The 25,960-nt window shown below is 35.9% G+C and carries 25 protein-coding genes and 1 riboswitch; of the genes, 18 read left to right on the forward strand and 7 right to left on the reverse strand.

Going from position 1 to position 25,960, the window contains the following annotated elements:
* Positions 1 to 47: 47 nt before the first annotated feature.
* The gene (locus ACFVT8_RS14900) at positions 48 to 440 is read right to left on the reverse strand and encodes a DUF5367 domain-containing protein (protein ID WP_387081303.1); all 393 of its coding nucleotides are present in this window, start codon (positions 438 to 440) and stop codon (positions 48 to 50) included.
* Between the two features lie 23 nt (positions 441 to 463).
* On the reverse strand, positions 464 to 1,036 hold the full coding sequence (locus ACFVT8_RS14905) for a TetR/AcrR family transcriptional regulator (RefSeq protein WP_387081304.1): 573 nt from the start codon (positions 1,034 to 1,036) through the stop codon (positions 464 to 466).
* Between the two features lie 166 nt (positions 1,037 to 1,202).
* Positions 1,203 to 1,393, forward strand: a riboswitch (cobalamin riboswitch).
* A 30-nt stretch (positions 1,394 to 1,423) separates the two neighbouring features.
* On the opposite strand from ACFVT8_RS14905, the gene ACFVT8_RS14910 reads away from it, so the two are divergent.
* From ACFVT8_RS14910 to ACFVT8_RS14930, 5 genes are all read left to right on the forward strand, one after another.
* Positions 1,424 to 1,546 carry a hypothetical protein gene (locus tag ACFVT8_RS14910; RefSeq protein WP_387081306.1) on the forward strand — a complete coding sequence of 41 codons (123 nt, stop codon included), beginning with the start codon at positions 1,424 to 1,426 and terminating at the stop codon, positions 1,544 to 1,546.
* 60 nt (positions 1,547 to 1,606) lie between these two features.
* On the forward strand, positions 1,607 to 1,789 hold the full coding sequence (locus tag ACFVT8_RS14915; RefSeq protein ID WP_387081307.1) for a hypothetical protein: 183 nt from the start codon (positions 1,607 to 1,609) through the stop codon (positions 1,787 to 1,789).
* A gap of 296 nt (positions 1,790 to 2,085) precedes the next feature.
* Entirely contained in the window at positions 2,086 to 2,628 is a 543-nt protein-coding gene (locus ACFVT8_RS14920; RefSeq protein ID WP_387081309.1) for a TetR/AcrR family transcriptional regulator, read from the forward strand.
* Between the two features lie 16 nt (positions 2,629 to 2,644).
* The gene (locus tag ACFVT8_RS14925) at positions 2,645 to 3,664 is read left to right on the forward strand and encodes a 2,3-butanediol dehydrogenase (RefSeq protein ID WP_387081311.1); all 1,020 of its coding nucleotides are present in this window, start codon (positions 2,645 to 2,647) and stop codon (positions 3,662 to 3,664) included.
* Positions 3,665 to 3,853: 189 nt separating this feature from the next.
* Positions 3,854 to 5,209: a PepSY-associated TM helix domain-containing protein gene (locus ACFVT8_RS14930; protein WP_387081313.1), complete on the forward strand. Its 1,356-nt coding sequence runs from the start codon at positions 3,854 to 3,856 to the stop codon at positions 5,207 to 5,209.
* A 58-nt stretch (positions 5,210 to 5,267) separates the two neighbouring features.
* Here the strand turns inward: ACFVT8_RS14930 and ACFVT8_RS14935 are convergent, their stop codons facing one another.
* The 3 genes from ACFVT8_RS14935 to ACFVT8_RS14945 form a co-directional block, all read right to left on the reverse strand.
* Entirely contained in the window at positions 5,268 to 5,873 is a 606-nt protein-coding gene (locus ACFVT8_RS14935) for a response regulator transcription factor (RefSeq protein WP_387081315.1), read from the reverse strand.
* Positions 5,870 to 6,847, reverse strand: a complete 978-nt coding sequence (locus ACFVT8_RS14940; protein WP_387081316.1) for a sensor histidine kinase — start codon at positions 6,845 to 6,847, stop codon at positions 5,870 to 5,872. Before ACFVT8_RS14940 ends, ACFVT8_RS14935 begins: the two co-directional genes overlap by 4 nt.
* 151 nt (positions 6,848 to 6,998) lie before the next feature.
* Entirely contained in the window at positions 6,999 to 8,132 is a 1,134-nt protein-coding gene (locus tag ACFVT8_RS14945) for a DUF418 domain-containing protein (protein ID WP_387081318.1), read from the reverse strand.
* A 333-nt stretch (positions 8,133 to 8,465) separates the two neighbouring features.
* Between ACFVT8_RS14945 and ACFVT8_RS14950 the strand changes: the two genes are divergently transcribed.
* From ACFVT8_RS14950 to ACFVT8_RS14970, 5 genes are all read left to right on the forward strand, one after another.
* A complete protein-coding gene (locus ACFVT8_RS14950) occupies positions 8,466 to 9,182 on the forward strand; it encodes an MBL fold metallo-hydrolase (RefSeq protein WP_387081320.1) in 717 nt (238 codons plus the stop codon).
* 12 nt (positions 9,183 to 9,194) lie between these two features.
* Positions 9,195 to 9,794 (forward strand): TetR/AcrR family transcriptional regulator, encoded by a 600-nt coding sequence (locus ACFVT8_RS14955; RefSeq protein WP_387081322.1) that lies wholly within the window; start codon positions 9,195 to 9,197, stop codon positions 9,792 to 9,794.
* 428 nt (positions 9,795 to 10,222) lie between these two features.
* Positions 10,223 to 11,701, forward strand: coding sequence for a sensor histidine kinase (locus ACFVT8_RS14960; RefSeq protein WP_387081323.1), 1,479 nt, complete (start codon positions 10,223 to 10,225; stop codon positions 11,699 to 11,701).
* Positions 11,679 to 12,365: a response regulator transcription factor gene (locus ACFVT8_RS14965; protein ID WP_387081325.1), complete on the forward strand. Its 687-nt coding sequence runs from the start codon at positions 11,679 to 11,681 to the stop codon at positions 12,363 to 12,365. The genes ACFVT8_RS14960 and ACFVT8_RS14965 overlap by 23 nt, the downstream gene beginning before the upstream one ends.
* Before the next feature lie 187 nt (positions 12,366 to 12,552).
* Positions 12,553 to 13,638, forward strand: coding sequence for a hypothetical protein (locus ACFVT8_RS14970; RefSeq protein WP_387081326.1), 1,086 nt, complete (start codon positions 12,553 to 12,555; stop codon positions 13,636 to 13,638).
* 162 nt (positions 13,639 to 13,800) lie between these two features.
* On the opposite strand, the gene ACFVT8_RS14975 is transcribed toward ACFVT8_RS14970, so the two are convergent.
* Both ACFVT8_RS14975 and ACFVT8_RS14980 read right to left on the reverse strand, forming a co-directional pair.
* A complete protein-coding gene (locus ACFVT8_RS14975; RefSeq protein WP_387081328.1) occupies positions 13,801 to 14,457 on the reverse strand; it encodes a class I SAM-dependent methyltransferase in 657 nt (218 codons plus the stop codon).
* A gap of 636 nt (positions 14,458 to 15,093) precedes the next feature.
* Positions 15,094 to 16,146, reverse strand: a complete 1,053-nt coding sequence (locus tag ACFVT8_RS14980; protein WP_387081330.1) for an NAD(P)/FAD-dependent oxidoreductase — start codon at positions 16,144 to 16,146, stop codon at positions 15,094 to 15,096.
* Positions 16,147 to 16,295: 149 nt separating this feature from the next.
* On the opposite strand from ACFVT8_RS14980, the gene ACFVT8_RS14985 reads away from it, so the two are divergent.
* From ACFVT8_RS14985 to ACFVT8_RS15020, 8 genes are all read left to right on the forward strand, one after another.
* On the forward strand, positions 16,296 to 17,102 hold the full coding sequence (locus ACFVT8_RS14985; protein WP_387081332.1) for an ABC transporter ATP-binding protein: 807 nt from the start codon (positions 16,296 to 16,298) through the stop codon (positions 17,100 to 17,102).
* Positions 17,099 to 18,016: an iron-hydroxamate ABC transporter substrate-binding protein gene (locus ACFVT8_RS14990; protein ID WP_387081333.1), complete on the forward strand. Its 918-nt coding sequence runs from the start codon at positions 17,099 to 17,101 to the stop codon at positions 18,014 to 18,016. Before ACFVT8_RS14985 ends, ACFVT8_RS14990 begins: the two co-directional genes overlap by 4 nt.
* 25 nt (positions 18,017 to 18,041) lie before the next feature.
* On the forward strand, positions 18,042 to 19,043 hold the full coding sequence (locus ACFVT8_RS14995; protein WP_387081335.1) for a FecCD family ABC transporter permease: 1,002 nt from the start codon (positions 18,042 to 18,044) through the stop codon (positions 19,041 to 19,043).
* Entirely contained in the window at positions 19,036 to 20,043 is a 1,008-nt protein-coding gene (locus ACFVT8_RS15000) for a FecCD family ABC transporter permease (protein WP_387081337.1), read from the forward strand. The genes ACFVT8_RS14995 and ACFVT8_RS15000 overlap by 8 nt, the downstream gene beginning before the upstream one ends.
* A 609-nt stretch (positions 20,044 to 20,652) precedes the next feature.
* Positions 20,653 to 21,930 carry a histidine--tRNA ligase gene (locus ACFVT8_RS15005; protein ID WP_387081532.1) on the forward strand — a complete coding sequence of 426 codons (1,278 nt, stop codon included), beginning with the start codon at positions 20,653 to 20,655 and terminating at the stop codon, positions 21,928 to 21,930.
* A 983-nt stretch (positions 21,931 to 22,913) separates the two neighbouring features.
* Positions 22,914 to 23,861, forward strand: coding sequence for a nuclease-related domain-containing protein (locus tag ACFVT8_RS15010; RefSeq protein ID WP_387081339.1), 948 nt, complete (start codon positions 22,914 to 22,916; stop codon positions 23,859 to 23,861).
* A 326-nt stretch (positions 23,862 to 24,187) separates the two neighbouring features.
* Complete coding sequence (locus ACFVT8_RS15015; RefSeq protein WP_387081340.1) at positions 24,188 to 24,616, forward strand: MarR family winged helix-turn-helix transcriptional regulator; 429 nt, start codon at positions 24,188 to 24,190, stop codon at positions 24,614 to 24,616.
* Between the two features lie 12 nt (positions 24,617 to 24,628).
* Complete coding sequence (locus ACFVT8_RS15020) at positions 24,629 to 25,819, forward strand: MFS transporter (protein WP_387081341.1); 1,191 nt, start codon at positions 24,629 to 24,631, stop codon at positions 25,817 to 25,819.
* The last annotated feature ends 141 nt before the right edge of the window (positions 25,820 to 25,960 follow it).

The following is a 25,960-nucleotide window of genomic DNA, read 5'->3' on the forward strand; positions in this document are numbered from 1 at the left end:
TTCTAATCGATATTTACTTCTAGGATAATAATGCCAAATCCTTTAATTTAACGAAGGAATAGTTTTTTTCTCACGAATGTGGCCTTTGTAAAACCAGTAATGAGAATTAGGGAGTAAGCCCATAATAGCCATGATGCGAAATATCGATCTAAGTCAGCCGATAAATTCAGGAAAATATTATCGAAAACTAATAATACAACTGCATCGATGACCATTCCAGGTAATACGATACAAATAGCAGCCAGTAACCGTTCTTTACCTTTTGTCTTTTTCAAAGAATAAATAGGTATTGTCGCTATCCAAACGATCGGAATAGCTAAAATGTAAGTAGCTATCATGAGGAAAGGTTCTTCAAGGGTAAAAAAATAATGCCCTACAAATCGAAATACAGCACTTGCTACAAGCCAAATCCCAATACCCCAGCATAAAAAGAATCGCATAGTGTTCCTCCTCTTACCTCTAATTATTTACCTAGACGATGTAATGTCTGAAGGATTTTTTCTAATTGCCGATAGAATACATCTACATCGAAATCGTCCCGCATCATCACTTGTATGGCCAAGCCATCAATAAGGGCGTTGAAAAAAATGCTCCAAGTTTCCATTGACACACCGTCAATTGGTGATGTATCCCATAATTCATTTAAAATGTTACATAAATATTCATTTTCGGCCGCTAAAATCTGTCCAATTTGCTGTCTAATAGTCGGGTTCGTAAAGCCGTAGACGATTAAAGTTAAAAATAATTTATGGTAAAAGGCATCGTTTTCATATCGACTTTTTGAAGAGAGAAGTGCAGATTGAATCATTTCTCGATCAGTCATCAGAATCTCATTCCAAGAATTTTCACAGATGTCTTGGACAATTTCAAGAATGATTTGCTCTTTTGATTTGAAATGATAATAAATAGTTCCTTGTGTCACACTAGCTTGTTCAGCAACAGCCTTTAAGGTGAATTTTTCAATCCCTTTTTCTACTAAACTTTGCTTGGCAGCCATTAATAAATCTGACTTTTCGATACCAGTAGGCTTTGCCATTCATTTACTCCTCCATTTTATTAGTTAGTTGGATAACTAACTCTAAATTAACAGAATATCCCTATATTTACAAGTTTGTTTTAGTGACACAGAATACCTGAACCTATAGAGGAATAAATGATAGAAGGCCCTCAATAATACCAGATACTATGGTATAATAATAAAAACGGAATAATAAGATAGAGGTACAAATCATAAATTCGATTTGTTTAAAAGGGAAGATCGGTGCAAATCCGACGCTGTCCCGCAACTGTAAATGGGAGCACGTTTCAATTGACCACTGTTATGTATTGTAATGGGAAGGTGAAAGGTGTGATGAACATAAGCCAGGAGACCTGCCTGTATCTAGTACAACCAAAAAACCTACGAGGATAGGGGGTGTTGAGTGTGACTAGAGAAAATCTCCTGCACGCTCATAGTACGATGATTGCTAAAAAGGTAGCTTCTATTTCTAATAGACAGCTTTATTCGCCATGTCAATCACCGTATTATGTCGTGTATTTGTCATAGTAGACATCTTTCTGAAGAAGGAAAGATGTTTTTTTATGTAAAATTGAAGGAGTGTTACACATGAATCCACAAGTAATCGAGTATTATGAAAGTTTGTTAAAATTTGAAGTCATGGAAACGCAGTATTCAAGTACTTCTCAAACATTAAAAGAGGTGGTTGAACAGTATGTAGGGCAGGATGCTGTTCATAAAAATGATATTTTAACAGCTTATACGAATGTAATGAAAGAACTAATTGGATAGAGTGAAATTTTAATCAGTGGGACGCATTATCCCACTGATTATTTAGTGTTCACCAAATTTAAAGGCTACTTAACGTTCTCCATTTTATGGGGCATTATGAAGCCTTTTTTAATGAAAAAATTTCTTTATTTAGTGAGCTTAAAAACAACGTGCTAAATGATTGACATACTAAAAATACATGGGTATGATTACGTTGAACAATTGTTTTGAACGTTTGTTCAAAAAAAGAGGTGAGCTTAATAACTAAAAAAATAGATGTACAAAACGAGAAAAATAAAGAAGTTAAGGAACAAATTTTGAAGGCCGCAAAATCTCTGTTTTCTTCAAGAGGTTATGATGGGACAACTGTAAGACAAATTTGCGATGAGGCGAATGTTTCTCTTGCCTTAGTTTCATATCATTTTGGTGGGAAAGAAAATGTTTTTAATGCTTTATTTGAACCTCTTCGCCACACCTTTATGAATGCTAACTATGACTTGAACAATCCATTAAATTCTCTTAAAAGTTTTTGCAGAAATTTCGTCCTTTATCGAACGAACGAACATGAATTGATTGATATTTTACAGCAAGAAATCGTCATGAATAGTCCTAGATTAGAAATGCTAAAGGATGTCTTTTTACCTTCTTGGGAGCAACTTCGCACTATTTTAGTAGCCTGTAAAGAGCAAAAGACAATTGATTTTGAATCGATTGATTTAGCAATAAATTTTGTTATGGGAACGTTAATGTTCTCCTTTAATAATCCGTTTTTAAATCGTTCTTCATTCGATACAACTCCTGAACATGTAGCGGACCTTGCAGTAAGCTTTGTATTAGATGGGCTTCATACAAAAAATTGAAAGGAAGGTTTTAACAATGAAAGCAGCAAAATTATATGGAATAAAAGATATCCGTGTTGAAGAAGCAGCACTTCCAGCATTGGGACGTGGAATGGTCAAAGTAAAAGTTGAGTTTGCAGGTATTTGTGGTAGTGATATGCATGAATACGTAGGGGGTGCCTATCCATTCCGTACACAACCAGTACTGGGGCATGAGTTTGCTGGTGTGGTTGTTGAAGTTGCGGACGGTGTGACAAATACAAAAGTAGGTGACCGTGTTGCTGTTGAACCACCAATTCCATGTGGAAAATGTGATAACTGTAAACGTGGCTACTCGAATCTTTGTAAAAAAGGACAATCTTATGGATATACAATTTCTGGTGGTTTTGCAGAGTATGCAGTTGTCAGAGAAGAAAATGTATATCAATTACCAGATAATATGAGCTTAGAGCTTGGGGCACTTGTCGAACCAACAGCGGTTGCGGTACATGCCGTACGACAAAGTCAGCTAAGACTTGGTGATACGGCAGCTATTTTTGGTGCTGGTCCAATTGGATTGTTAGTTTTACAAGCAGTAAAAGCAGCGGGTGCTAGTGAAATTTTTGTTGTAGAAGTTTCAGATGAAAGACGTCAAAAAGCACTTGATCTAGGTGCAACTTATGTCATTAATCCAATTGAAACAGATGCAGTTGCCTTTATCCGTGAAAAAACAAACGGTGGTGTCGAAGTAGCCTATGACGCAGCTGGTGTTCAAGCTACATTTACAAGTGGCGTAAATTCTGTACATCCAGGAGGCGAGTTCAAAATCGTCAGTGTTTGGGAAAGACCAGTTGAATTCAATCCTAATACAGTCGTTTCACCAGAGGTAAAGATTAGTGGTTCATTTGCTTACTTTAATATATTCCCTGAAGTTATTCGTTTACTTGCACGTGGCGTTATTGATGGGAATGCAGTAATTACCAGTCAAATAAGCTTAGATGATATTGTGGAAAAAGGCTTTGAAGCACTAGCAAAAGATCGTAGCCAATGCAAAATTCTTGTGAATATGAATTTGTAATATTATAGAAAAAGTAGAGTAGCCAAACTGAAAATGATTGCGTTTGGCTACTCTTTATTTCTTATAAACTTATTATATTAATAGGAATACATATATTTGTCATAAAAAAACCTCTAGGACTTCATACTTATTTCACTTTTTAACTATATAATAATTTTGCGCTTATTATTATAGATTGGAGAATTAGACATGAAGAACACGCTTTACCAGAGCTTTTGGCGAACGCATTTTTATGCCGCACTATTTATAACTCCACTTCTTATTTCGCTAACATTAAGTGGTATAGGTTTTTTATTTTATACCAATGTTGAAAATCAGTTATATGATAAATACTTTTTTGGTGAAAGTGGAAAAACCGAGGTTCAATCTATTGATGATGCTGTTAAACTTGCAGAAGAATCATATGCAGGCTATAAAACAAATAAAATTATTGAGTTAGAAGAGCCATACAATACTCGTTTATCGATGAAGAATGCAGATGGCAAAGAGAAATATGTGTTTTTAGATGATCATAACCAAATTATCGGTGGTCAGGATGCTGATTACACATTTGCAAATATTATGAGAAATGCTCATAGTTCTTTATTTATTGGAGGAACGGTTGTCAATTATTTAGTAGAATTAGCTGCGTGCTGGGCTATTTTTTTACTGCTTTCAGGCACTTACATGACATTTAAAGCAAAAATACTAAAGAAAACAAAGCAGACAAATAAACGTCAAAAGAGTAGAAAATTCCATGCGCTTGTTGGAACAATAATTACAATTCCAATGCTTGTTATTATTTTCACAGGTTTACCATGGTCTGCGTTTATGGGGAAATATATTTATCAAGCTTCACAAGATCATCCATCTTTCGGTACGCCGTTATTGCAGCAGCAGCCACCTACATCTGATGTCAGTGAGATTCCTTGGGCTACTCGTCAAGAAACTCCTCCAACGTCAGAATCGGGACATGCAGCACATCATGGTATGGCTAATATGGGGTATGTCGCTAACCCTAACCAACTGAGTGTGGAAAAGTTGCAACATGAAATTGATGCAATGAATATATCAAAACCATACGCTATTATTTATCCTACTAGTGAAGATGGTGTTTATACAGTTGCAAAATCTAGTAATACTGGTGTCACAGGTCTAGATGTTAGTCCGTATGATGAAACGACAATGTATTTTGATCAATATAGCGGAAAATATATAGACAAGGTTGGATATGAGGACTATGGCATTCTAGCTAAATGGTTCACGTGGGGAATCCCTTTACATGAAGGTCACTTGTTTGGCTGGCCAAATAAATTAATCAATTTACTAGTATGTCTAGCATTTTTAGTAGTTATTGTTTGGGGAGTTAGAACATGGCTACTACGAAAGAAACAAGGTATGCTATCTGCACCACCTAAAATCTCTCAAAAAGTATCCATTCCTTTTATCATTTTCATGATTATTTTAGGGATACTAATGCCACTATTTGGACTTTCCTTAATTGCTGTCGTAATCGTTGAAATAATCATTAATTTGGTGTCTAAAAATAAAAAAGAAGTCATTTAAAATGCTAAGCGATACTGTATCCTTCATAAATAAGGATTGCAGTATCGCTTTTCTTTTTCTAAAGCCACCCTTTATCACTGGCGACTTGAACAGCTTGTTGTCTAGATTCGACATGGAGTTTTTGAATTGAGGTTGATAAATAGTTTCGGATGGTGCCTTTCGTTAAAAAAAGCTTTTTACTAATCTCATTAGTTGTGAGTCCCTCTTTTACAAGCTGCAGCACAGCAATTTCACGTTCATTTAATGGATTCTGTTCTTTCATAAACAACGTTGCAGCTAAATCTCTACTAACTACTTTTTCACCATTCATCACTTTTCTTATTGTTTCAATTAAATAATCGATCGGTTCATCTTTTAATAAATAACCATGTACCTCACAATCCATAGCTTTTTGTAAATAACCAGGGCGTGCAAAGGTAGTGACAATCATCACCTTACACGGTAAATTTGCCTGTCTTATTTTTTCAGCAATCTCAAGTCCAGAAAGATTCGGCATTTCGATGTCCAATACACAAACATCGGGTAGCTCTTGTTGAATACATTCCCACGCTGTTTGACCATCTGAAACTTCTGCAATCACTTCTATATCTGGCTCAAACGATAATAAGGAAGTCAAGGCGCCACGTAACATTTGTTGATCCTCTGCTAGCAATACTCTTATCATGTAGCTGGCTCCTTTCTATAGTGTTGAATAGGCATAGTTAATGTCACAATCGTTCCGCCTGTCGGTAAATTGTCAATGGAAGCATTTCCTTGAAGGGCAATCATTCGTTCTTTCATCGATGATAGTCCATTGCCATGCCCTTGGTTATGTAAGCCGATACCATCATCAACTATATTTAATGTTAAAATTCCATCTATATTGTTGATATCTATTTGGCATTTTTTTGCTTGACTATGTTTAATAATATTTGTAGTTGCTTCCCGAAGACATAAGGACAGCATCGTTTCCTCCACACTAGCTAGTAGTAACTTTGGACAATTATTTTTTATTTTTATGGAGATATCCGCAGTTTGTAAATGCTGTTTACAATGAATAAGCTCACTCTCTAACGAAATAAAATTCATATCGGAAACTAATTCTCTTACTTGCTTTAGTGCTGTTCGTGTTGTTGCTAAAATATCAGTTAGCTCATCTTTAACACGCATTGTATCTTTATCGACTAATTTTGATGTTAGTTCGGTTTTTATTTTAATCATTGTCAATGTGTGGCCAAGCGTATCGTGGAGGTCTCTTGCAATACGCTGTCTTTCTTCTTGCTGAACAAGCTGGGTATTTACCTCTGTTAATTCTAATTGTAATTTTTTGGATTTTTCTACGTAGTAAATCAGCATTGGAAATAGTAGTTGAATGATCATAATGGGTATTAATGCTTGGAGTTGTAATTTGTAAGATGCTCCTGAGTCAAACCAAATAACTATAAAAAACATAAAGGCAATGGTAATCATTCCTATAGCAATATGCCTTTTCTTTTTAGCTCTCCCAATTAAATCAGCAAATGTAAATCCAAATAGTAACATAGAAGATCCTTCATAAATACCCAGTATGATAATAAGTGTAAAGCCAAATAAAGAAGCTAACAGTAAACGCCAATCTTTAAACCATAAAGCAATATAGAAGGCTGCTAAAAATAACATAAGGATAATTATTTTAGCCATTAATGGTAATGGAGAATTCGAACTCAATACCATGGTAAATAAAAAAACTAGTGATACAACATCGATAATTAAATAGCTTTTAGCCTGATCTCTTGGATAAATCTTTATAGTTCACACCAACCCTTGTCGATTATTTCTGTGTGATACTTTGAATGGCATGTTTCCGAATCCATTCCATTGGCCCAACATGAAAATGCTTGATACAAATATGTGCAATGAAAAGTTGTAGAAGGGAGAGGGTTAGCCAAATACTGATAACTTCAATACTATTCAATTTTCCACCTAAACCTAAGCCCCAGCCATAGAAAATAATAGATGCAATAACATTTTGAAGCACATAGCAACTTAGAGACATTTTTCCAATCTCGCCAAATCTTTTCCATAACCAATCAAGCTTCTTATATTCTATCATTTTACCTAAAATACCAATATAGCCAATAGATAGAATTGGTGCGAATAAATAACGAACAGGTAAATCAAATGCTCCACCGGGAATAAAGATTAGAAGGTTTAGAGGTACTCCAATAAAAATACCGATTTTGAATAATTTTTGACGTGCCTGACGTCCTTTGCCATCTTGTAAAAATACACCATTTCTCATCAGCTTAACACCAAGTAAAAATAAAAAGATATTCATTGGGATAATAAAAATGGCTTCAGTTCTATAATAAAGAAAATGTGTGAAACGATATTGTATTTGCTCAAACCAAGTGCCATTTTCATAAAGACTAATGACTGGATCGAGTCCAGCAATGGAAACATTGGCGGCACCTTGCAATGTACCAACTAAAATCAATAGAATCATTAGTGCGTGGAAACTACCAAAAACGTATAAAGCACGTTTAATCGCTTTATCACCAAATTTAACAATAAAGGCAACGATGACGGCTGTCACAGCATAGCTCATTAAAATATCATATTCCATAACTAAGGTGAAGTGGATCAGACCTTCCATAAATAAAAAGACTATCGTCCAAATATACATGCCTGGCCAAGCATTTCCTTTTCGCAAAGCTTGCTGATATTTTAATTCTAGTCCAACTCCAAACATGATTGTTAATAAACCAAGGAGTTTACCGTTAACTAAAAATAGGACTGCCATTCGTAAAAAGTCGTTTAATGACCACCAACCTGAATAACTACTCGTTGTGATATACGAAATATCTCCAAGATAAGCAAAAATCCAAATATTTGTGCCAAGTGTCCCTAAAACAGCAAAGCCTCGTAACATATCGATTAGGGGTAATCTTTGTTGAACTTTCATTATAAAATCACTCTCTCTTTGTTTTCTTACAATAATGATAAGAAAACGAAAGGGAAAAACATATTCACAGCAGTCAAAAGTTCTTTATGACAGGTGTCATTTTATGGTGTATCGAAAGTTCAGGAAATAAAAAAACAGCTATGCTTTTTATTAGCACTATGGTGTTTTGGCTATGGAAATAGGAAGCGGTCACTTTTAGAATAATGTATTAGAAAAGCAAGAATTTTTCCTATGAGGCACCGAACTAAACTTCCCTAATTTAAATATTGCAAAAACTAATTAGATTAGTTAAAATGTAAATAGAATTAGTTAAAGAAGGGGATTTAATTTAGAATGAAAATTACGAAGATTGGTACAGTTTTTCAATTGTCATTTATGCCAAGGATTTTTCCTGTTAATTGTTATATTGTAGAAGAAGAAAACGAGCTTACCCTTATTGATGCAGCACTACCATATAGTGCAAAAAGTATAATAAAAGCGGCTGAAAGTATTGGTAAACCGATTACAAGAATCATCATTACCCACGCACATGGTGATCATATAGGAGCGCTAGACACGTTAAAAGGATTATTACCGGATAGTCAGGTGTGCATTTCTTCTAGGGACGCGCTGTTATTGGCAGGGAATAGTTCCTTGTTACCAAATGAAATAAACACGCCAATTCGGGGAAGTCTTCCAAAAAATATTAAAACTAAACCGGACTTATTACTTGAAGAAGGTGATCGTGTTGGTTCATTAGAGGTGATTGCAACCCCAGGTCATACACCTGGTTCCATTACTCTTTTTGACACGCGCAATAGAAGTTTAATTGCTGGGGATGCACTAATAACTAGAGGAAAGTTAATAGTATCGGGTATGATGAATCCGTTGTTTCCGTTTCCGGCTCTAGCTACATGGGATAAAAGCACGGCTCTTAATAGCGCAAAAAAATTAAGGGATTTAAATCCAAGTTTACTTGCTGTGGGGCATGGAAAGATGTTGAAGCAACCACAGGAACTTTTGGACATAGCAATCGCAGAAGCAGAAAAAAATTTTAGACAATCAAAATAGGAAGTGAAAAAAATGTCTCGTCGAATGAAAATAGATTTATCGATTATTTTACAAAAGGCAACGGAGATAGTTGATGAACAAGGATTGGACCAACTTTCAATTGGGCTTTTAGCGGAAAGATTGGAAATACGGCCACCTTCCTTGTATAACCATCTTGATGGATTAAATGAATTGAAGCAGAAGTTAGCTATTCAAGGCGTAAAAAAACTAAATGAATATATGCTTCAAGCTGCAGTAGGACGTTCAGGCGATGATGCCATTCGAGCAATTAGTAAAGCATATATTCAATTTGTTAGAGAGCATCCGGGGTTGTATGATGTTAGCACTCGTTTTCCGGATGCTAATGATCAAGAACTAAAGCAAGCACAAGAATCAGTCGTGCAACTTGTGCTTCAAGTGCTAGATGCCTATAATTTGCAAGAAGAAACTGCGATTCATATAGTCAGAGGATTACGAAGCATACTGCATGGATTCACTTCTATTGAACAGATGGGGGGATTTGGAATACCCCTTGATATCAATAAAAGCTTTGCAATCTTAATCAATACCTTTATTGGGGGCATTCATGCAGTTACAATTAATGAAGATAAATACATGCAAATGAAAGACTAAGGAAGTTCTATTCAATTGTGTCTTCATGTAAAAATTCTCTCACAAAACGGTATGGGAACCAAAATGGCGGTTGCAAACCTTTACCAACTAAGTGTGGAGAAATTAGCTAAAAATGAAGAACACTAAAATTATAGCGATACTACTTTCCCCGTCAGTTGAGGAGGAATAGCAGTGTTGCTTTTTTTATGTAGTTACGATAAAAATAGAAATACTATAACAAATTGAACGATTTATCCCTCATCAACGGGCAGTAATTTATTTGTACCGAAAGTGAAACGTCAGATAAAAGACTCCCACCTCAAAATTCAGGGGTGAAGAAAACCCTCACTGAGAAAGATTCACTTTATAAATATTTCATGCAGATTTTATAAAGTTTTAAGATTTGTATGGTAAATTTCTTTTAGTTTCAGTTTATTGGGGGAATGTACATGTCCATTAAAACAAGGTTTTTATTATCTTATGTTGGAGTCATAATTATCGCCATCACGCTTTTAATAGCATCTGTTTTTTTATTTTCATTTGCTATTACAGGAGATGTAAAAGCCATTGAACATTTTTATAAAAAATCCTATGTGCAAAAGCCTTTAACGACGGTAGAAGAAAATGCTTTCCTAGATTTAAAGTTGCTTGCTAAAAAAAACCCTCAACAGCTGTTAGATATTGATCAGTTGAAAAAAATTGGGGATCCTTCAATTGAAACCGTAGTAAGAAAGGATCATCAGATTATATATACTTCTCAAAGAGATCATGCAAAATTGTTACTCGATAGTCTTCCTGGATTTGAAGCAACAAATATCAATTCTCGCGATACCATCATGATTGATAATTTATTTTATACGTACGTCAAGTTCGATTTTTATTTTCCAGATGAAACTGAGGGCAGTATTTTTGTGTTAAGAGAGGTTAGCTCCTCTGCAGAATTAACGAGAGAGCTGTTGCCTATACTTTTCGGTATTTTATTCTTATTGTTTATGGTGATTATTGGTTTGTTAAATTATTTAGTGTCTAGAAGCATTATTAATCCTATTTCTGCTCTAAAGGAAGGGGCTGAACGGATTAAATCGGGTGATTTGAACTTTGAAATTTCCTCCCATTCAAACGATGAAGTTGGACAACTAAATCGATCGTTTGAGGAAATGCGATTAAAGCTTAAAGAATCTGTTCAACTACAATTGCAATATGAAGAAAATCGTAAAGAATTGTTATCAAATATTTCCCATGATTTAAAAACACCGATTACTTCGATCATTGGCTATGTAGAAGGGATTAAGGATGGAGTGGCGAATACAGAAGAAAAAATGGATAAATATTTAACGACCATTTATACGAAGGCGAAAGATATGGATTTATTAATTGATGAGCTGTTCTTATTTTCTAAACTGGATATAAAGAAAATCCCATTCCAAATGGAAAATGTTAATATTCATCAATACATGACTGATTATGTGGAAGAAGCGAGTTTTGATTTGATTGCAAAAGATATTCACTTACAATATGTTTCATCTCATACACCGCTTTATGTACAAGTAGATCTAGATAAGTTAAGACGAGTATTGTCGAACTTATTGAGCAACAGTGAAAAATATATGGATAAACAACAAAAGCAAATAATCATTTCATTACTGGAAAAGCCTGATGAAGTCATTATTCAAGTAACGGACAATGGAACTGGTATTGATCCTGTTGCTTTACCTAGTATTTTTGAACGTTTTTATCGTGCTGAACTATCACGCAATAGTCAAACAGGAGGTAGTGGCTTAGGCTTGGCAATTGCCAAACAAATAGTCCTTGGAATGGGTGGCGACATTTGGGCGACAAGTGAATTAAAAGAGGGAACCAGCATCTTCTTTTCATTGAAAAAAGCTGAGGAAAAGGTGAGAGATAGTGAAAAAAATACTACTAATTGAAGATGAAGTGAGCATTGCGGAGCTTCAACGAGATTATTTGGAAATTAACGGCTTTAGCGTGGAGATTCAACATAATGGGGATACTGGGCTTCAGCATGCGCTTCAAGGGGGCTACGATTTAATCATCCTCGATATTATGCTTCCTGGGATGAACGGCTTTGAAATTTGTAAACAGATACGTGCAGTTACCAATATTCCTATATTGTTCGTATCGGCCAAAAAAGAGGATATCGATAAAATACGTGGTTTAGGACTTGGTGCTGATGATTACATCACCAAGCCATTTAGCCCAAGTGAACTCGTAGCAAGGGTGAAGGCACATCTTTCGAGATATGATCGTTTAGCAAATAACCAACAAACGAACAATATCATTTCTATTCATGGGATTACTATTGATACGTCTGCAAGAAAGGTATTTGTTAATGGTGAAGAGGTTGCCTTTACCACAAAGGAATTTGATTTGCTCGTCTTTTTTGTGAGGCATCCAAATCAAGTGTTAAGTAAGGAGCAGCTATATGAAAGAAACTGGGGCTACGAATCAGCCGCAGATGTTTCGACCGTAACGGTACATATTCGAAAGTTACGTGAAAAAATAGAGCGTGACCCAGCACAGCCAAAGTTTTTGGAAACGGTATGGGGTGCAGGCTACCGTTTAAATGTCTAAGAATAATATCTCGTCATGATATGGCGGGATATTTTTTATTTCTAAAAAAGTTGTAAATACAAACAGTTCTTAAATTAATTTTCCTATTTTTTTATTCTTTTTTAATAATTTATTTATTGGCAGTTTAGAAATGGTCCTTATGATAAATATTGTAAATGAATTTTATGGAAAAGGAGAGATTTAAACAATGAAATTAAGAAAACGCATTGTCCCTGCAGCATTAGCCTTATCGGTTTTATCAGCAGGTCTAGTAACATTGAATGAGCCATTACATGTAGATGCAGCAAGTAATAAAACGGTGGCAGCAGCTCAAAATGAACAAGTAGCTAAAATTACAAACATTAAGCCATTAAACACAATGACGCTGCAAATTACGTTCAATCAGCCACTTACAGCTGAAGATGTGGATGCCAACAATTTAGATGCTATTAAAAAACATTTTGTTTTTAACGGTGATTTAGTGATTGTCAATGTCCCTCGATTAATGACTGGTTCTAAGAGTACATATATTGTACCCGTAACATTCCAGGAGGATGACTTCATCTATACGTTGAGCTATAAAGAACAACGTAATCAAATTTTTGAAGGAACAGATGAAAAGGTATTCGTGCGCAATGTAGAGCAAGTGACAAACGATACATTTAAACTGGAGGCATTCCAAGAGGATGGTGTAGTTGACTATGCCAATATTATTGAAGCCTATCGTGCAGGTCGCGGAAGTCTAGCGTTTAGCTTAGATCGTAATAATAGAGATGCTAGTGGCAAACGCTTTGACATCATTTCTTCGTTACGCGACCGCTATGTTACTGTGAAAACGAGCGAAGGGGAAGAGTTTGTAGCGGATTATGTTCCATTTACACAAGCTGCTGATGGCAAACAAGCACCTCAATTTAGACTACCTGCAGGAAAAACATTAAAGCCAGGTGTCACATATCGCGTTTACGCAGAATGGGCTGAGATTGATTATAAAAGCTTCGTAGCAAAGGAAATTGCTCCATTTACGCTTCAGTCTGCTAAAGCTATTGATAATAAATCATTTGAATTACAATTAACAAAAGACCCTCAATCCGATTTACTTGCAGGTAGAAGTGTAGAGCTACGAGGAAATGATGGTAGCACAATACAAGCACAATATCGCTATTCATCACGTAAAGGTGCTGTAGGCATTTTTGATCTTACAAACGGTGGCACATTAAAAGCTAATGTAAATTATATGGTTACACCATTAAACAACTGGGCTACAGCGACAAATGTAGTCTTACAAGGGAAATAATAGTTTATAAAATAATGAATCTGTCATTTGAAACCTAAACCTAATTTATCCAAGAGGATATTTCGAACATGAAAAAAATCTCGTCACGACTGCGGCGAGATTTTTTGCTTTAATCAACTTTTTCACTTAGTAATTGGGCAGCCTGTGGATCGATGAAGCCAACTACTTAGTACATGAATAAATCCTATAATCTAGAATCCCTTCATACTTTAAGTTCATATCAAAATGTTTATCCATTACTTCGTAAAGTTCAGGTGCAATATCCTTCGAGTGATGAAGTTCAGGGATTGAGAAGATTGATTTGTTTTTTTGTATTCGAGTATTTTTAAAACCAGCCTGGTTAAACAAAGCTACCCAATCTTTTTTCATTGAACATGAATCGAATCCATAAAACTGTTTGATTTCTTCTTCAATTTCCTCTTCAAGTGGTTCGTGAATAGTAAATTCAATGGCAATAAACCGACCGTCTTTCTTTAATAAACGAAAAATCTCTTTTAGGGCATTAGGTTTATTAACAAAAGAAAGCACAGATTCAGAAATAATAAAATCAAATGTATGATCAGGTAATGGTACTTGTTCTATAGAGCATTCAATTATTTTTACGGGTAAGCGATTATTTTTCATTCTCCTTTTAGCCTTTGCAACCATTTCGGAATTGATATCAATACCAGTTACTTTTGCTTTATATTCCTCAGCTAAATAGGCAGCGGTTTGGCCTGTGCCACACCCTACATCCAAAATACGGGAATGTCTGTTAATGTTTTCAGTCTTGAAAATTTCCTTTGTTAGATTAATACCACCAGGGTGCGCACCGCCCACGCCAAATTTGGACAGAAAATCTAGATATTTTGAATTTTGAATTGTAATCCCTTCTTTATTCGTATTTTTGTATAATATGAAATTAAAAATAGTATGGTTCCTGTAAGAGACAAAGTTGTCATGAACCTTTACAAAAAAGGAGGGTAGAATAATAAATTATTGGGCTTCAATATTTTTACAATACATATGTATATAATTTTTTAGCAACTTCTCCGATAGTCTAAACAATAAAAAAATACAAACGTATACTAGTTTAAAGATATTTGATTGGGGGTGAATTGATGCCATTTTATCCGCCTAATTCTAGAATGAGACCATTCCCACCAAGATATAGACAAGGTTTTGGCCCTCCTATTCAAGGTAGAAGGGAGCAACCTTTCTTTTACCCTAATCAACAACCCAGAACTTCTAGATTTGGAAGATTACCACAGCATTTAAATACAATTATGGGTCATGCGGGAACAATAACAAATGGAGTTGGTATGCTAAGGCAAATGGGAGCACTTTTAAATTTCTTTAGGTAGTTTATTTCGATGGAATATAAGGCATTGTAAGTGTTTAAGCTGAATAAAAACCCTCTTAAGTGTAAATTCTTAAGAGGGTTTATTGTGATTATAAACAGAGTAAACATTACATTTAATGCTTATTTTGTATAAGGTGCTTTTCAATAATAGAGCGATTTTTCTCTTTAAATACTTCGTTATGTGATGACACAACCCCATGGCGATAGGCAGTAGGCTCCAAATAAGTTTTAATAGAGTTCACCGCATTGGCAGCATCTTGGAAGGTCCCTAGAAGGAGATGAATTTTTCCTTCGAACGTTAAAATATCACCAGCTGCAAAAATTCCAGGCTGTACTGTTTCTCCCGTTGCTTTTCCTTCGAAATAGTAATCATCTTTTTTAGGAATGGTCATCGTTTGATCCAATTCTAATGATGCTTCGCGATTATAGCCATGACTAACAATTACTTCATCGATTTGACGCGTATAGCTTTGCTTTGTTTTTGAATCCTCACAAGTCACTAATTGAATCGCTGTTTTGTCAACATTAGCAGTCAATTTTGTAATAGTTGTATTGCATTCAATCTTTACGCCAGCATCTAAAGCCTCTTGAATTGTGGCTTCATGGGCAGATAACTTATCTTTACGATAAACAACAGTTACGTTTTTAGCGATAGGACTAAGTTCAACTGCCCAGTCAATAGCCGCATTTCCGCCTCCTGAAATAATAATTTCTTTGTCCGCAAAGTGTCGATAAGACTGCACGGTATAGTGTAAATTAGTCATTTCATATTTTTCTGCACCTTCTAGAGAAAGCTTTTGAGGGTTAATAATACCACCACCAACTGCTAAAAGAACGGTTTTAGAGTAATGTTTCTCTCCTTGCGCAGTATGTAGAACAAACATATCATCTTGGCGCTCGATGAAGTCGACTTTTGTGCTTGTTAATATAGTTGGATCAAAAGTTTTTGCCTGCGCAATTAACTGTTTTACAAATTGTTCTCCTAGTACAGGAGGGTGACCACCAATATCCCAAATTAGCTTTTCAGGATAAAGTAAAACTTTACCACCAAGCTGTTGTTGACTCTCAATTAATTTCGTTTTCAATCCTCGTAAACCACTATAAAAGGCGCTATATAGACCTGCAGGGCCACCACCAATAATTGTAACATCGTATACATGTTGCATTTATATCACCACATCCTCCAAAAAATAATAAAAAAGTGTTTGACAAAACTTTATAGGAAAACTAGACTAACTTTAGTGATAATGATTATCATTATCGGCTAATCGTTATCATAGCATGGAAAGAAGTAAAAGGAAAGAGAGGTTATGTTGTGCGTTTACAAGTTGAATCGATTCGTATCGGCTATGAGGACAAAACCATTGTGCATGATTTATCGCTACAAATTCCAGACGGTAAAATAACGACCATTATTGGTTCTAATGGCTGTGGTAAATCAACACTTTTAAAGGCTATTACAAGGATCTTAAAGCATAAAAGTGGACAGGTCATTTTAGACGGTCAAAATATTTCCGAGATGAATACGAAAGAATTAGCGAAAGAGCTGGCCATATTACCACAAAGTCCGGAAAGTGCACATGGTTTAACTGTTGAAGAGCTTGTATCCTACGGTCGATTTCCATATCAAAAAGGCTTCGGTAATTTATCGCAAAAGGATAAAGAAATGATTGACTGGGCCTTAAAGGTGACGAAAACTGATGACTTTCGTCAGGATACAGTTGATGCCTTATCAGGTGGACAGCGTCAACGTGTGTGGATTGCTATGGCATTAGCACAAGAGACCGATATTATTTTTTTAGATGAGCCAACAACCTATTTAGATATGGCCCATCAATTAGAGGTTTTAGAATTACTTTACAAGCTTAACGAAGAAGAAGGACGCACAATTGTTATGGTGCTACACGATTTAAATCAAGCAGCACGTTTTTCAGATTTTATTGTTGCGCTGTCAAAAGGAGAGCTTGTGAAGTTTGGTACTGCAGAGGAAGTCATGGTACCTGAAGTATTAGAAAAAGTGTTTAATATTGATGCAGTCATTGGTAAAGATCCACGTACAGGTAAGCCAATGTGCATTACATATAACTTACTAGAAACGGTAAAAAAGGAGATATATTCATGAAAAAGTGGTTATTACCTATGTTTATGATGGTCGTACTAGTGCTTGCAGCGTGCGGCAATAAAGAAGAGAAGACGGAAGAGGGCTCTAAAGATAAAGCATCTGCAGAAACGATTACGTATCAATCAGAATCAGGTTCTATTGAAGTACCAGCTAACCCAAAACGTGTAGTTGTGTTATCTTCATTTGTTGGGGATTTACTAAAGCTTGGCATTAATGTTGTCGGTGTTGATTCATGGGCTGCAGATAATCCAAACTTCCAAGATGAAATTAAAGATGCAGTAGTTGTTGAGAATACGGATATCGAAAAAATTATCGAGCTTGAGCCAGATTTGATTATTGGTTTAAATGGTATTGAAAATGCGGATAAATTAGCAGAAATCGCACCAACTGTATTATTTACTTATGGTAAAGTTGATTATTTACAGCAATTTATTGAAATAGGTAAAGCGGTCAACAAAGAAAAAGAAGCAACTGAATGGGTAAAAGACTTTAAAGCACGTGCTGCAGAAGCAGGAACGAAAATTAAAGAAAAAATCGGTGAGAATGCAACAGTTACTGTCGCAGAAATGTTTAATAAACAAATGTATGTTTATGGAGATAACTGGGGCCGTGGGACAGAAATTTTATATCAAGAAATGGGCTTAAAAATGCCTGAGAAAGTGAAGGAAGGTGCTTTAAAACCAGGTTATTTAGCAATTTCTACAGAAGTATTAAATGAATATGCAGGTGACTATGTGATTTTTAGTACGTTTAAAGGTGAGGATAGCGCCATTAAAAATGCTGCGTGGTTTAAGGATTTAGAAGCGGTGAAGAATGGTCATTTATTTGAAGTAAGCGGCAACGAATTTTACTTTAATGACCCAATCACTTTAGATTATCAATTAGATTTCTTTGAAAAGAAATTTTTACAATAATTTCAGTAGAGAGTAGCGAAGGCAAATGACAAAGTTTCGATATTTCCCATTTTGGCTTCAGGTGTTGCTTGCACTGATTTTATTAGCAGTGACAGTTACGATTTCGCTTTGTATCGGAGCGGCAAATACGAGTATTCAAGATGTCTTTCAAGCGATTGTTGGACAAGACGGCGGTAAGCATTATGCTATTTTACGAGAAATTCGATTTCCTCGTATTATTGCTGCTATTTTTGTAGGTAGTGCACTCGCAGTTGCTGGGGCTATTATGCAAGGGGTAACTAGGAATCCATTAGCAGATCCGGGACTTCTTGGTCTCACAGCAGGTGCGAATGCGGCTCTTGCATTGACGATGGCATTTATCCCAAATACGTCGTACTATTCGCTTATTTTTGCATGTTTCATAGGTGCAGGTGTAGGGATGATTGTTGTCTATGGTATTGGCGCTTCAACAAAGAATGGCTTTTCTCCATTAAAGTTAGTCTTGGCTGGGGCAGCTGTATCCGCTTTATTACAAGCAATAGCAGATGGTACGGGAATATTATTTCAAATTTCAAAAGATGTTTCGATGTGGACGAGTGGTGGTTTAATTGGCACTACATGGCAAACTTTAATAATTGCTCCTGTTATCGTTGTCGGATTAATTGTTGCGTTTGTATTTAGTCGTCAGCTAACCATTTTAAGTTTAAATGAAGAAGTAGCTGTTGGGTTAGGACAAAACACAGCAGTTATTAAAGGAATTATGATGTTTGTAGTTGTAATTCTTGCAGGCTCTGCAGTTGCACTTGTAGGTAATCTAGCATTTGTTGGCTTAATGGTACCACATATTGTCCGAGCGATTGTTGGCACAGACTATCGATTTGTTTTACCGATGAGTGCCATCATTGGTGGATGGTTTATGGTGACTGCAGATTTTGCAGGTAGAATGATTAATGCTCCATATGAGACACCAGTAGTTGCAATTATTTCAATTATCGGCCTTCCATTCTTCTTACTTCTTGTTCGGAAGGGAGGGCGTCAAATTGTTTAATGTAGGCCGAAAAAAACAACGTAGATGGTTAATGGCCTGGATACTATTAACAATAGTTATTTTTGTTATGGGTATATCAATGGGAGCAGCTTCGGTTTCGATTGATCGCATCATACCGATTATACTGGGCGACGGCAGCTTCAAAGAATCATTCGTCTTGTTTTCTGTTCGCTTGCCAAGGTTGTTTGTGCTGGCAGCAGCAGGAATGGCGTTAGCACTAGCTGGTGCTGTTTTGCAGGGAGTGACACGCAATGATTTAGCGGACCCTGGTATTATTGGGATTAATGCGGGAGCAGGTGTTGGTATTACGCTTTTTTATCTCCTTGTCAATGGAGATTTACCTAATTTTGCGTATGTGTTACCACTTGTCGGATTTGTCAGCGCTTTATTAACGGCACTTTGCATTTACTTTTTCTCGTATAAGCGCAACGTGGGAGTGCAGCCAGTCCAGCTCATTTTAGTCGGAGTAGGTGTAGCATCTGCATTATCTGGGGTAATGATGATATTAATCTCCTCTGCCGAGCGTAGTGACGTGCAATTTATCGCTCAATGGCTTGCGGGCAGTATTTGGGGAACAGATTGGCCATTTTTCTGGGCTTTATTGCCGTGGCTTGTGTTAGGTATTCCATTTATTTTTTATAAAGCAAATGTCTTAAATGTACTGGCGATGACAGAACAAACAGCAGTAGGTTTAGGTTTGAATATCGGTCGAGAGCGTTTGCAACTATTAGTTGTCTCTGTAGCATTAGCTGCGGCGGCTGTATCGGTCACAGGCGGCATTGCCTTTATCGGTCTAATGGCTCCACATATTGCAAAACAGCTTGTCGGACCGCGTTTCCAATTGTTTTTACCGCTCACGTTATTTATCGGTGCAAGCTTACTAATGCTAGCGGATACAATCGGCCGCGTAGCTATTTCAAGTGCGACAGTGCCAGCAGGTATTGTCGTAGCATGTATCGGAGCGCCATATTTTTTATATTTACTACGAAAAAACGACTGAATGGCTTATTAGAATATAGGGTAAATAATATAATAAAATAAAACCAGACCTTATATTTAGAGGATATAAGTTTGATTATATATAATCAAACTTATAATCAAACTTTTATTTGTATATAAAAATACATCCATTAAATCTTTATTGAGATAATGGATGTATTTTTTATTGTGGTCTTTTAAAAAGATTGATAATTTATAATTAAGTTCGATCATTTATAATAAAGTTTGATAAAAAACCTGTATGGAATGCAGTTTTCTTATTCAACAATCGGGCCAGATTGTTGAACAACATTCTTTTATAAATGGTACTACGTGATGCTTTGGTAACTATTTATTACAAACATAAATTATTTATAAATATCCAAATTGTATTTTATTAACATATCTTGTATTATTAATATAATTTAAAAGGAGGTAAAAATTATGGTCGATTTCGTCGCAACAATTTATAAAACTACACATCATCATCATATTAATTAGTCTTGCTATCTTTATTTTTTTTTAATATTGAATAGGAAGACTTTTTCCCGTTGAATCGTATAATTAAAGCCGTTTAGGAGCTTTAGTGTTATACGTTTTTTTATTTGCTAAAAACGAGGAGGAAGATATGATGAAAAAGATGGATTACCAAAATGTAAGAGGAACACAAGATTATTTACCTAAACAAGAGGCTATTCGCCGCACAATTCGTAGAACATTAGAAGATACGTTTATTTTATATGGCTGTAAACCCTTGGAAACACCAATTCTTAATTATAAAGATTTAATGGCATCTAAATATGCAGGTGGAGCAGAGATTTTACAGGAGATGTATACGCTAACGGATCGTGGGGAACGTGATTTAGCGTTACGTTATGATTTAACAATTCCATTTGCAAAGGTTATCGCTATGAATCCAGAACTATCGATGCCATTTAAACGCTATGAAATTGGTAAAGTATTTCGTGACGGGCCCATTAAGACAGGGCGTTTTCGTGAGTTTACTCAATGCGATGTGGATATTGTTGGCGTCAAATCACAAGCTGCTGAAGCAGAGCTTATGATGATGGCTGTTGATGCATTTCGTAAGCTGGACGTAGACATTCTCATTCAATATAACAATCGAAAGTTACTTTACGGTTTGTTGCAATGTTTTGCTGTACCTGAAGCAGTGATGAATCGCGTTATATTAGTGCTTGATAAAATGGAGAAAATTGATCGAATGACATTAGTGAAGGAGCTAGAAGAGTTAGACTTAACAAGCGATTCATTAGCTGCAATCGAACAATTTTTAGATGCTGAACCAGTACTTGATTATTTCAATCAATATACAGTGTTGAATAGCTTTGTGCAAGAAGGCATTGAAGAGCTACGTGAGTTAGATTCGTATTTACAAGCTTTAAATATAAAGGATTATTGCGTTTTTTCTCCATTTTTAGCGCGAGGTCTTGAAATTTACACAGGAACAATCTATGAACTTTTCTTAAAAAATGGTTCCATAAAATCAAGCATTGGCAGTGGTGGTCGCTATGATAACGCGATTGGAGGGTTAATTGGCATCGATCAAAGCTTCCCGACAGTCGGCATTTCATTTGGTTTAGATGTGATTTTTACAGCATTCGAATTGAATGGAAAAGCTGCTGCTGAAAGTGAAATTGACGTTTATATTATTGCTATTGGTGTTGAAAAGGAAGCATTACAGCTGGCCACAACACTTCGTCAACAAGGTAAACGTGCGGTCGTTGAACTTGGCGACAAGAAACTACGCAAGGCAATGGACAAGGCTAACCGTGAAAATATACCGAACGTTATAGTATTAGGTGAGCAAGAAGTTATGAATAACACATATCAACTTAAAGATATGATGACAGGAACGACTAAAGAAAAAATTTATAATTTTAATGGTTAAACGATGACATAGGTGAAAATGCAAAAATCTCCTGATGTTGCAACGAATAGCTTTTATTTCAGCTGTTTTCAATAAAGATAGAATTTATTCACCTTCTTCTTCCACAATCGGGCGCGTTTATGAAGTAACGCTGTAGAAAATGATCAAACTTTTTTATAATAAGAAAACAAAAAATGCTAAGGAAGCATCCATTTTGATTAATCTTTTTTCAAAATGGACGCTTCTTATTAATCTTAGTGTAAGGATTTACGAGGTGTTTTTGTTCAAACTTTATTTTAAAGCTACATTTATATTTCATTTAGTTTGATTATAATATTACATATAATACCATGGGTATTTCATATAACTACAATAAAAAAGGTACTACATCATTAAAATGTAATACCTTTTTAGTAGTTTGATTATAAATATTTCACCCTAAATAACTTTAGCTATTCAATTGTTTTTTGTTGAAAGGCTTTACGGAAAGCAAGGCCTCATCGATAGAAGTCTCAGAGTGACAGAAAGAACCCCTGCATCGATGTATGGCAATCCCAAGGCGACGGATTAAAGTGGTGGCGACGGAAAGTGAGGGCCTATCGAAGGAAAGAAGTCTCAGAGCGACGGAAAGAACCCCTGAATCGACGGATGTTAATCTGAGGGCGACGGATTAAAGTAGCGGCGACGGAAAGTGAGGGCCTATCGAAGGAAAGAAGTCTCAGAGCGACGGAAAGAACCCCTGAATCGACGGATGGCAATCCGAGGGCGACGGATAGAATTAGTGGCGACGGAAAGCGATGCCCCAACGACGAAAAGAACTCCGGTACCGACGGATAGCAAGCAAAAAAATGCTAGCAAGAGTTGAATAGTAGGGATTTTTCCGTTCTTTCTATCTAAAAAAGTTGGTGAAAGATTTAATTTGTACTATATGTATTTCAAGTTTTTTGGAACCTCTTTTTATGAGGTTCTTTTTTTATAAAATAGTTATAGGAGGTGAAGAAACAATGATTTTATTAAATCGTCAGGAATCGGAGCAACACAAAATTTTAGAAGCTTTGATACGAAGATTACCTAGTACACATACAGACTACATGAATTATTTTGAGAAGTTGAGGCGTATTCAAGCAGGCTTTGCTGGGGAGCAAAGAATTGATGCCGAATGGCTTGAAATTATTTTACCTCATCCGCATTATTTTCTTCATGATTTGCAAATAGTTAATCACTTTGGTACTACTCATCAAATAGACACGGTTTTACTATGTCCTCAATTAATATTGATTATCGAAATTAAAAATGTAACAGGCTTTCTAGATTTCGATGAATCCTTTAGTCAATTTACAAGAACAACAATAGAAGGCGATGTTGAGGGAATGACTAATCCGTTTCATCAAGGTTCGCGTCATTTAGAATGGATGACTGAGATGTTACATCAGTCCCGACTTAAGATTCCAGTTCATTATGCTGTCGTTTTGGCAACTAAAAATGCAATTTTATCAAAGAGTTTAAGGGGGCAACCAATTTTTCATGTTTCAGGTTTACGATATTACGTTAGAGAATTATTTCAACAGCATAAAGAGGCGACGTTGGATGAGGAAAAGCTTTTTCAATTTGCTTCTAAATTATTGTCCATGCATAGGCCAATCAAAAGAGAGATAGCACTGCCTGTTCAGGATATAGTAAAAGGTGTGCTATGTGAAAGTTGTTTAAATGGACAACCTATGAATTATCGTTATCCAAAATGGTACTGTCAACGCTGTGAAACAATTGATAACGAGGCTATTTTTAGAACGCTTGAAGATTATAGATTGCTAGTAGGCGAAACGTTAACGAATAAAAGTTTTTGTGAGTTTTTTAAAATAGATTCACCTAATTCAGCTTATAAATTACTACAAAAGTTACCGTTAAAAGCTGAAGGAACAAAAAGTAATAGGAAGTATTTAATTGTTAATTAAAGAGCAAAAAATTCAAGCGGTCTAAATATTTGCTAGATATGTTGTAGACGGAACGATGCGACGGAAAGCGATGCCCCATCGACGGAAAGAAGTGTCAGAGCGACGGAAAGAACTCCGGTACGGACGGAAAGAAACCTCGAGGCGACGGATAGAATTAACGGCGACGGAAAACAAGGGTTCACCGACGGAAAAAAATATCAGAGCGACGGAAAGAACCCTTGCCCCGACGGAAAGAACTTTCCTAACTGCGGTTTTCTCGCAAATTCCCTACTAGACAAATAGATTTTTTAAGTATATAGTTAGCTAGGCTAACTAATATAAAAGGAGTGGTATTTTTGACAATTGAACAAGAATTTTTTAATCAGTACCGCTTAATGTACAGACCGTTTATCAATTTAGTGAATATGCAGTTAGAGAAATATCAGTTATATAGTTCTCAATGGGCACTCCTTCGATTATTGATGGATAAAGGTCCACATACATTTGTTGACATTGCGAATTTCATGTATATTGAAAAACCGAGTGTGACAAGGCTTGTGCAAAAGCTTGTGGAGCTTGGCTATGTGGAAACTGTAGCGGGTAGGGATAAGCGTGAAAAGCTTGTGCAATTAACGGCTAATGGTGAGGAGGTTGTGCAGGAAATTAAGGCACAATTAAAACCATTTTTTGAACAGGCACTCGCAGGAGTATCAGAGAAAGATATTGAAATTGCGACAAAAGTGTTAGCGAACATTTGTGCAAACATCAATCGGTAGGAGAGAGAAAAAGTGGAAGCAACTAGACATAAACTTTGGACGAAGGACTTTTTAATCGTCTCACTTATTAACTTTACCATTACATTAATTTTTTATTTATTAATGGTAACAATTGCAGGCTATGCAGTTGAGCATTTTGGGGCATCAACTAGTACGGCAGGGCTTGTATCGAGTATTTTTATTATTGGTACTTTATTTGGTCGTCTCGGGACAGGGCGTATCATTGGGGATTGGGGTAGCAAGAAAACATTATTTTGTGGGTTATTATTGTTTATGTTATCAACGATGTCTTATTTTATCGCGACGAATTTGCCGCTTTTGATGATCAATCGCTTAGTACAAGGGATTGCACTTGGGATGGCGAGTACGGCGACAGGAACAATTATTGCACAAATTTTACCGCCTGAGCGACGAGGAGAAGGTATTGGTTATTACAGCTTAAGTGCTATTTTAGCTACTGCTATTGGACCTTTTGTTGGTATTCTTTTAACACAGCTGTTTGAAGATTATCGGATGATTTTTGCAGTCGATTCTGTATTAGCTATTGTTTGTTTTTTAATGTATTTTATCGTAACCGTTCCAGATGCACCGAAGAAGGCTAAAGAAATGGCTGAGAAAACAGGATTTAAGCTATCCAATTTTATCGAAATGCGAGCTGTGCCAATTGCTTTTGTGGCGCTTGTTATTGGTTTTGCCTATTCAGGAGTTATGTCATTTATGACGTTTTATGCGAAAGAGCTTGATTTGGTAACAGCGGGAAGTTATTTCTTTATCATTTATGCCATTGTTATTTTAGCGACACGTCCATTTACAGGGAAATTGTTAGATACTAGAGGTGCGAACATTATTATCTATCCATGCCTAGTTATTTTTGCAGTCGGCATGTATGCCTTTAGTTCGGCAACAAGTGGTGTTGCATTTTTACTTGCTGCTGCCTGCATTGGGATTGGATATGGCAATTTCAATTCAGTAGCGCAAGCAATAGCTATTAAAGTTACGCCAAATGAACGTTTAGGACTTGCGACATCGACATATTTTATATTATATGATTTAGGTTTAGGGGTGGGTCCTTATTTCTTAGGATTCTTCGTTCCGACGTCGGGGTACAGTGCTATTTTCTTCGCGATGGTATTTGTTATTTTAGTGTCAATTGTCCTTTATTATTTCTTATACGGAAAATTTGAGAATTTAAAACAAGCGTAAATCTCATACCATAGAATCTTTATATTGAAGAAAAAACATCAATATCAACTAGATAATGATGTTTTTTTCTTTAAATAAAAATACTTCTTGCAATCAGAGATGATAATCATTATCATTCTCAATATAAACTATTTCGGAAGT

It is taken from the genome of Lysinibacillus sp. NPDC058147, assembly GCF_042884205.1.
GTDB lineage: Bacteria > Bacillota > Bacilli > Bacillales_A > Planococcaceae > Lysinibacillus.

Coding starts and splice junctions, on each gene's coding strand:
- ACFVT8_RS14900 (WP_387081303.1), bottom strand. CDS start 440: ATGCGATTCTTTTTATGCTGGGGTATTGGGATTTGGCTTGTAGCAAGT.
- ACFVT8_RS14905 (WP_387081304.1), bottom strand. CDS start 1,036: ATGGCAAAGCCTACTGGTATCGAAAAGTCAGATTTATTAATGGCTGCC.
- ACFVT8_RS14915 (WP_387081307.1), top strand. CDS start 1,607: ATGAATCCACAAGTAATCGAGTATTATGAAAGTTTGTTAAAATTTGAA.
- ACFVT8_RS14925 (WP_387081311.1), top strand. CDS start 2,645: ATGAAAGCAGCAAAATTATATGGAATAAAAGATATCCGTGTTGAAGAA.
- ACFVT8_RS14930 (WP_387081313.1), top strand. CDS start 3,854: ATGAAGAACACGCTTTACCAGAGCTTTTGGCGAACGCATTTTTATGCC.
- ACFVT8_RS14935 (WP_387081315.1), bottom strand. CDS start 5,873: ATGATAAGAGTATTGCTAGCAGAGGATCAACAAATGTTACGTGGCGCC.
- ACFVT8_RS14940 (WP_387081316.1), bottom strand. CDS start 6,847: ATGTTATTTTTAGCAGCCTTCTATATTGCTTTATGGTTTAAAGATTGG.
- ACFVT8_RS14945 (WP_387081318.1), bottom strand. CDS start 8,132: ATGAAAGTTCAACAAAGATTACCCCTAATCGATATGTTACGAGGCTTT.
- ACFVT8_RS14950 (WP_387081320.1), top strand. CDS start 8,466: ATGAAAATTACGAAGATTGGTACAGTTTTTCAATTGTCATTTATGCCA.
- ACFVT8_RS14955 (WP_387081322.1), top strand. CDS start 9,195: ATGTCTCGTCGAATGAAAATAGATTTATCGATTATTTTACAAAAGGCA.
- ACFVT8_RS14960 (WP_387081323.1), top strand. CDS start 10,223: ATGTCCATTAAAACAAGGTTTTTATTATCTTATGTTGGAGTCATAATT.
- ACFVT8_RS14970 (WP_387081326.1), top strand. CDS start 12,553: ATGAAATTAAGAAAACGCATTGTCCCTGCAGCATTAGCCTTATCGGTT.
- ACFVT8_RS14980 (WP_387081330.1), bottom strand. CDS start 16,146: ATGCAACATGTATACGATGTTACAATTATTGGTGGTGGCCCTGCAGGT.
- ACFVT8_RS14990 (WP_387081333.1), top strand. CDS start 17,099: ATGAAAAAGTGGTTATTACCTATGTTTATGATGGTCGTACTAGTGCTT.
- ACFVT8_RS14995 (WP_387081335.1), top strand. CDS start 18,042: ATGACAAAGTTTCGATATTTCCCATTTTGGCTTCAGGTGTTGCTTGCA.
- ACFVT8_RS15005 (WP_387081532.1), top strand. CDS start 20,653: ATGAAAAAGATGGATTACCAAAATGTAAGAGGAACACAAGATTATTTA.
- ACFVT8_RS15010 (WP_387081339.1), top strand. CDS start 22,914: ATGATTTTATTAAATCGTCAGGAATCGGAGCAACACAAAATTTTAGAA.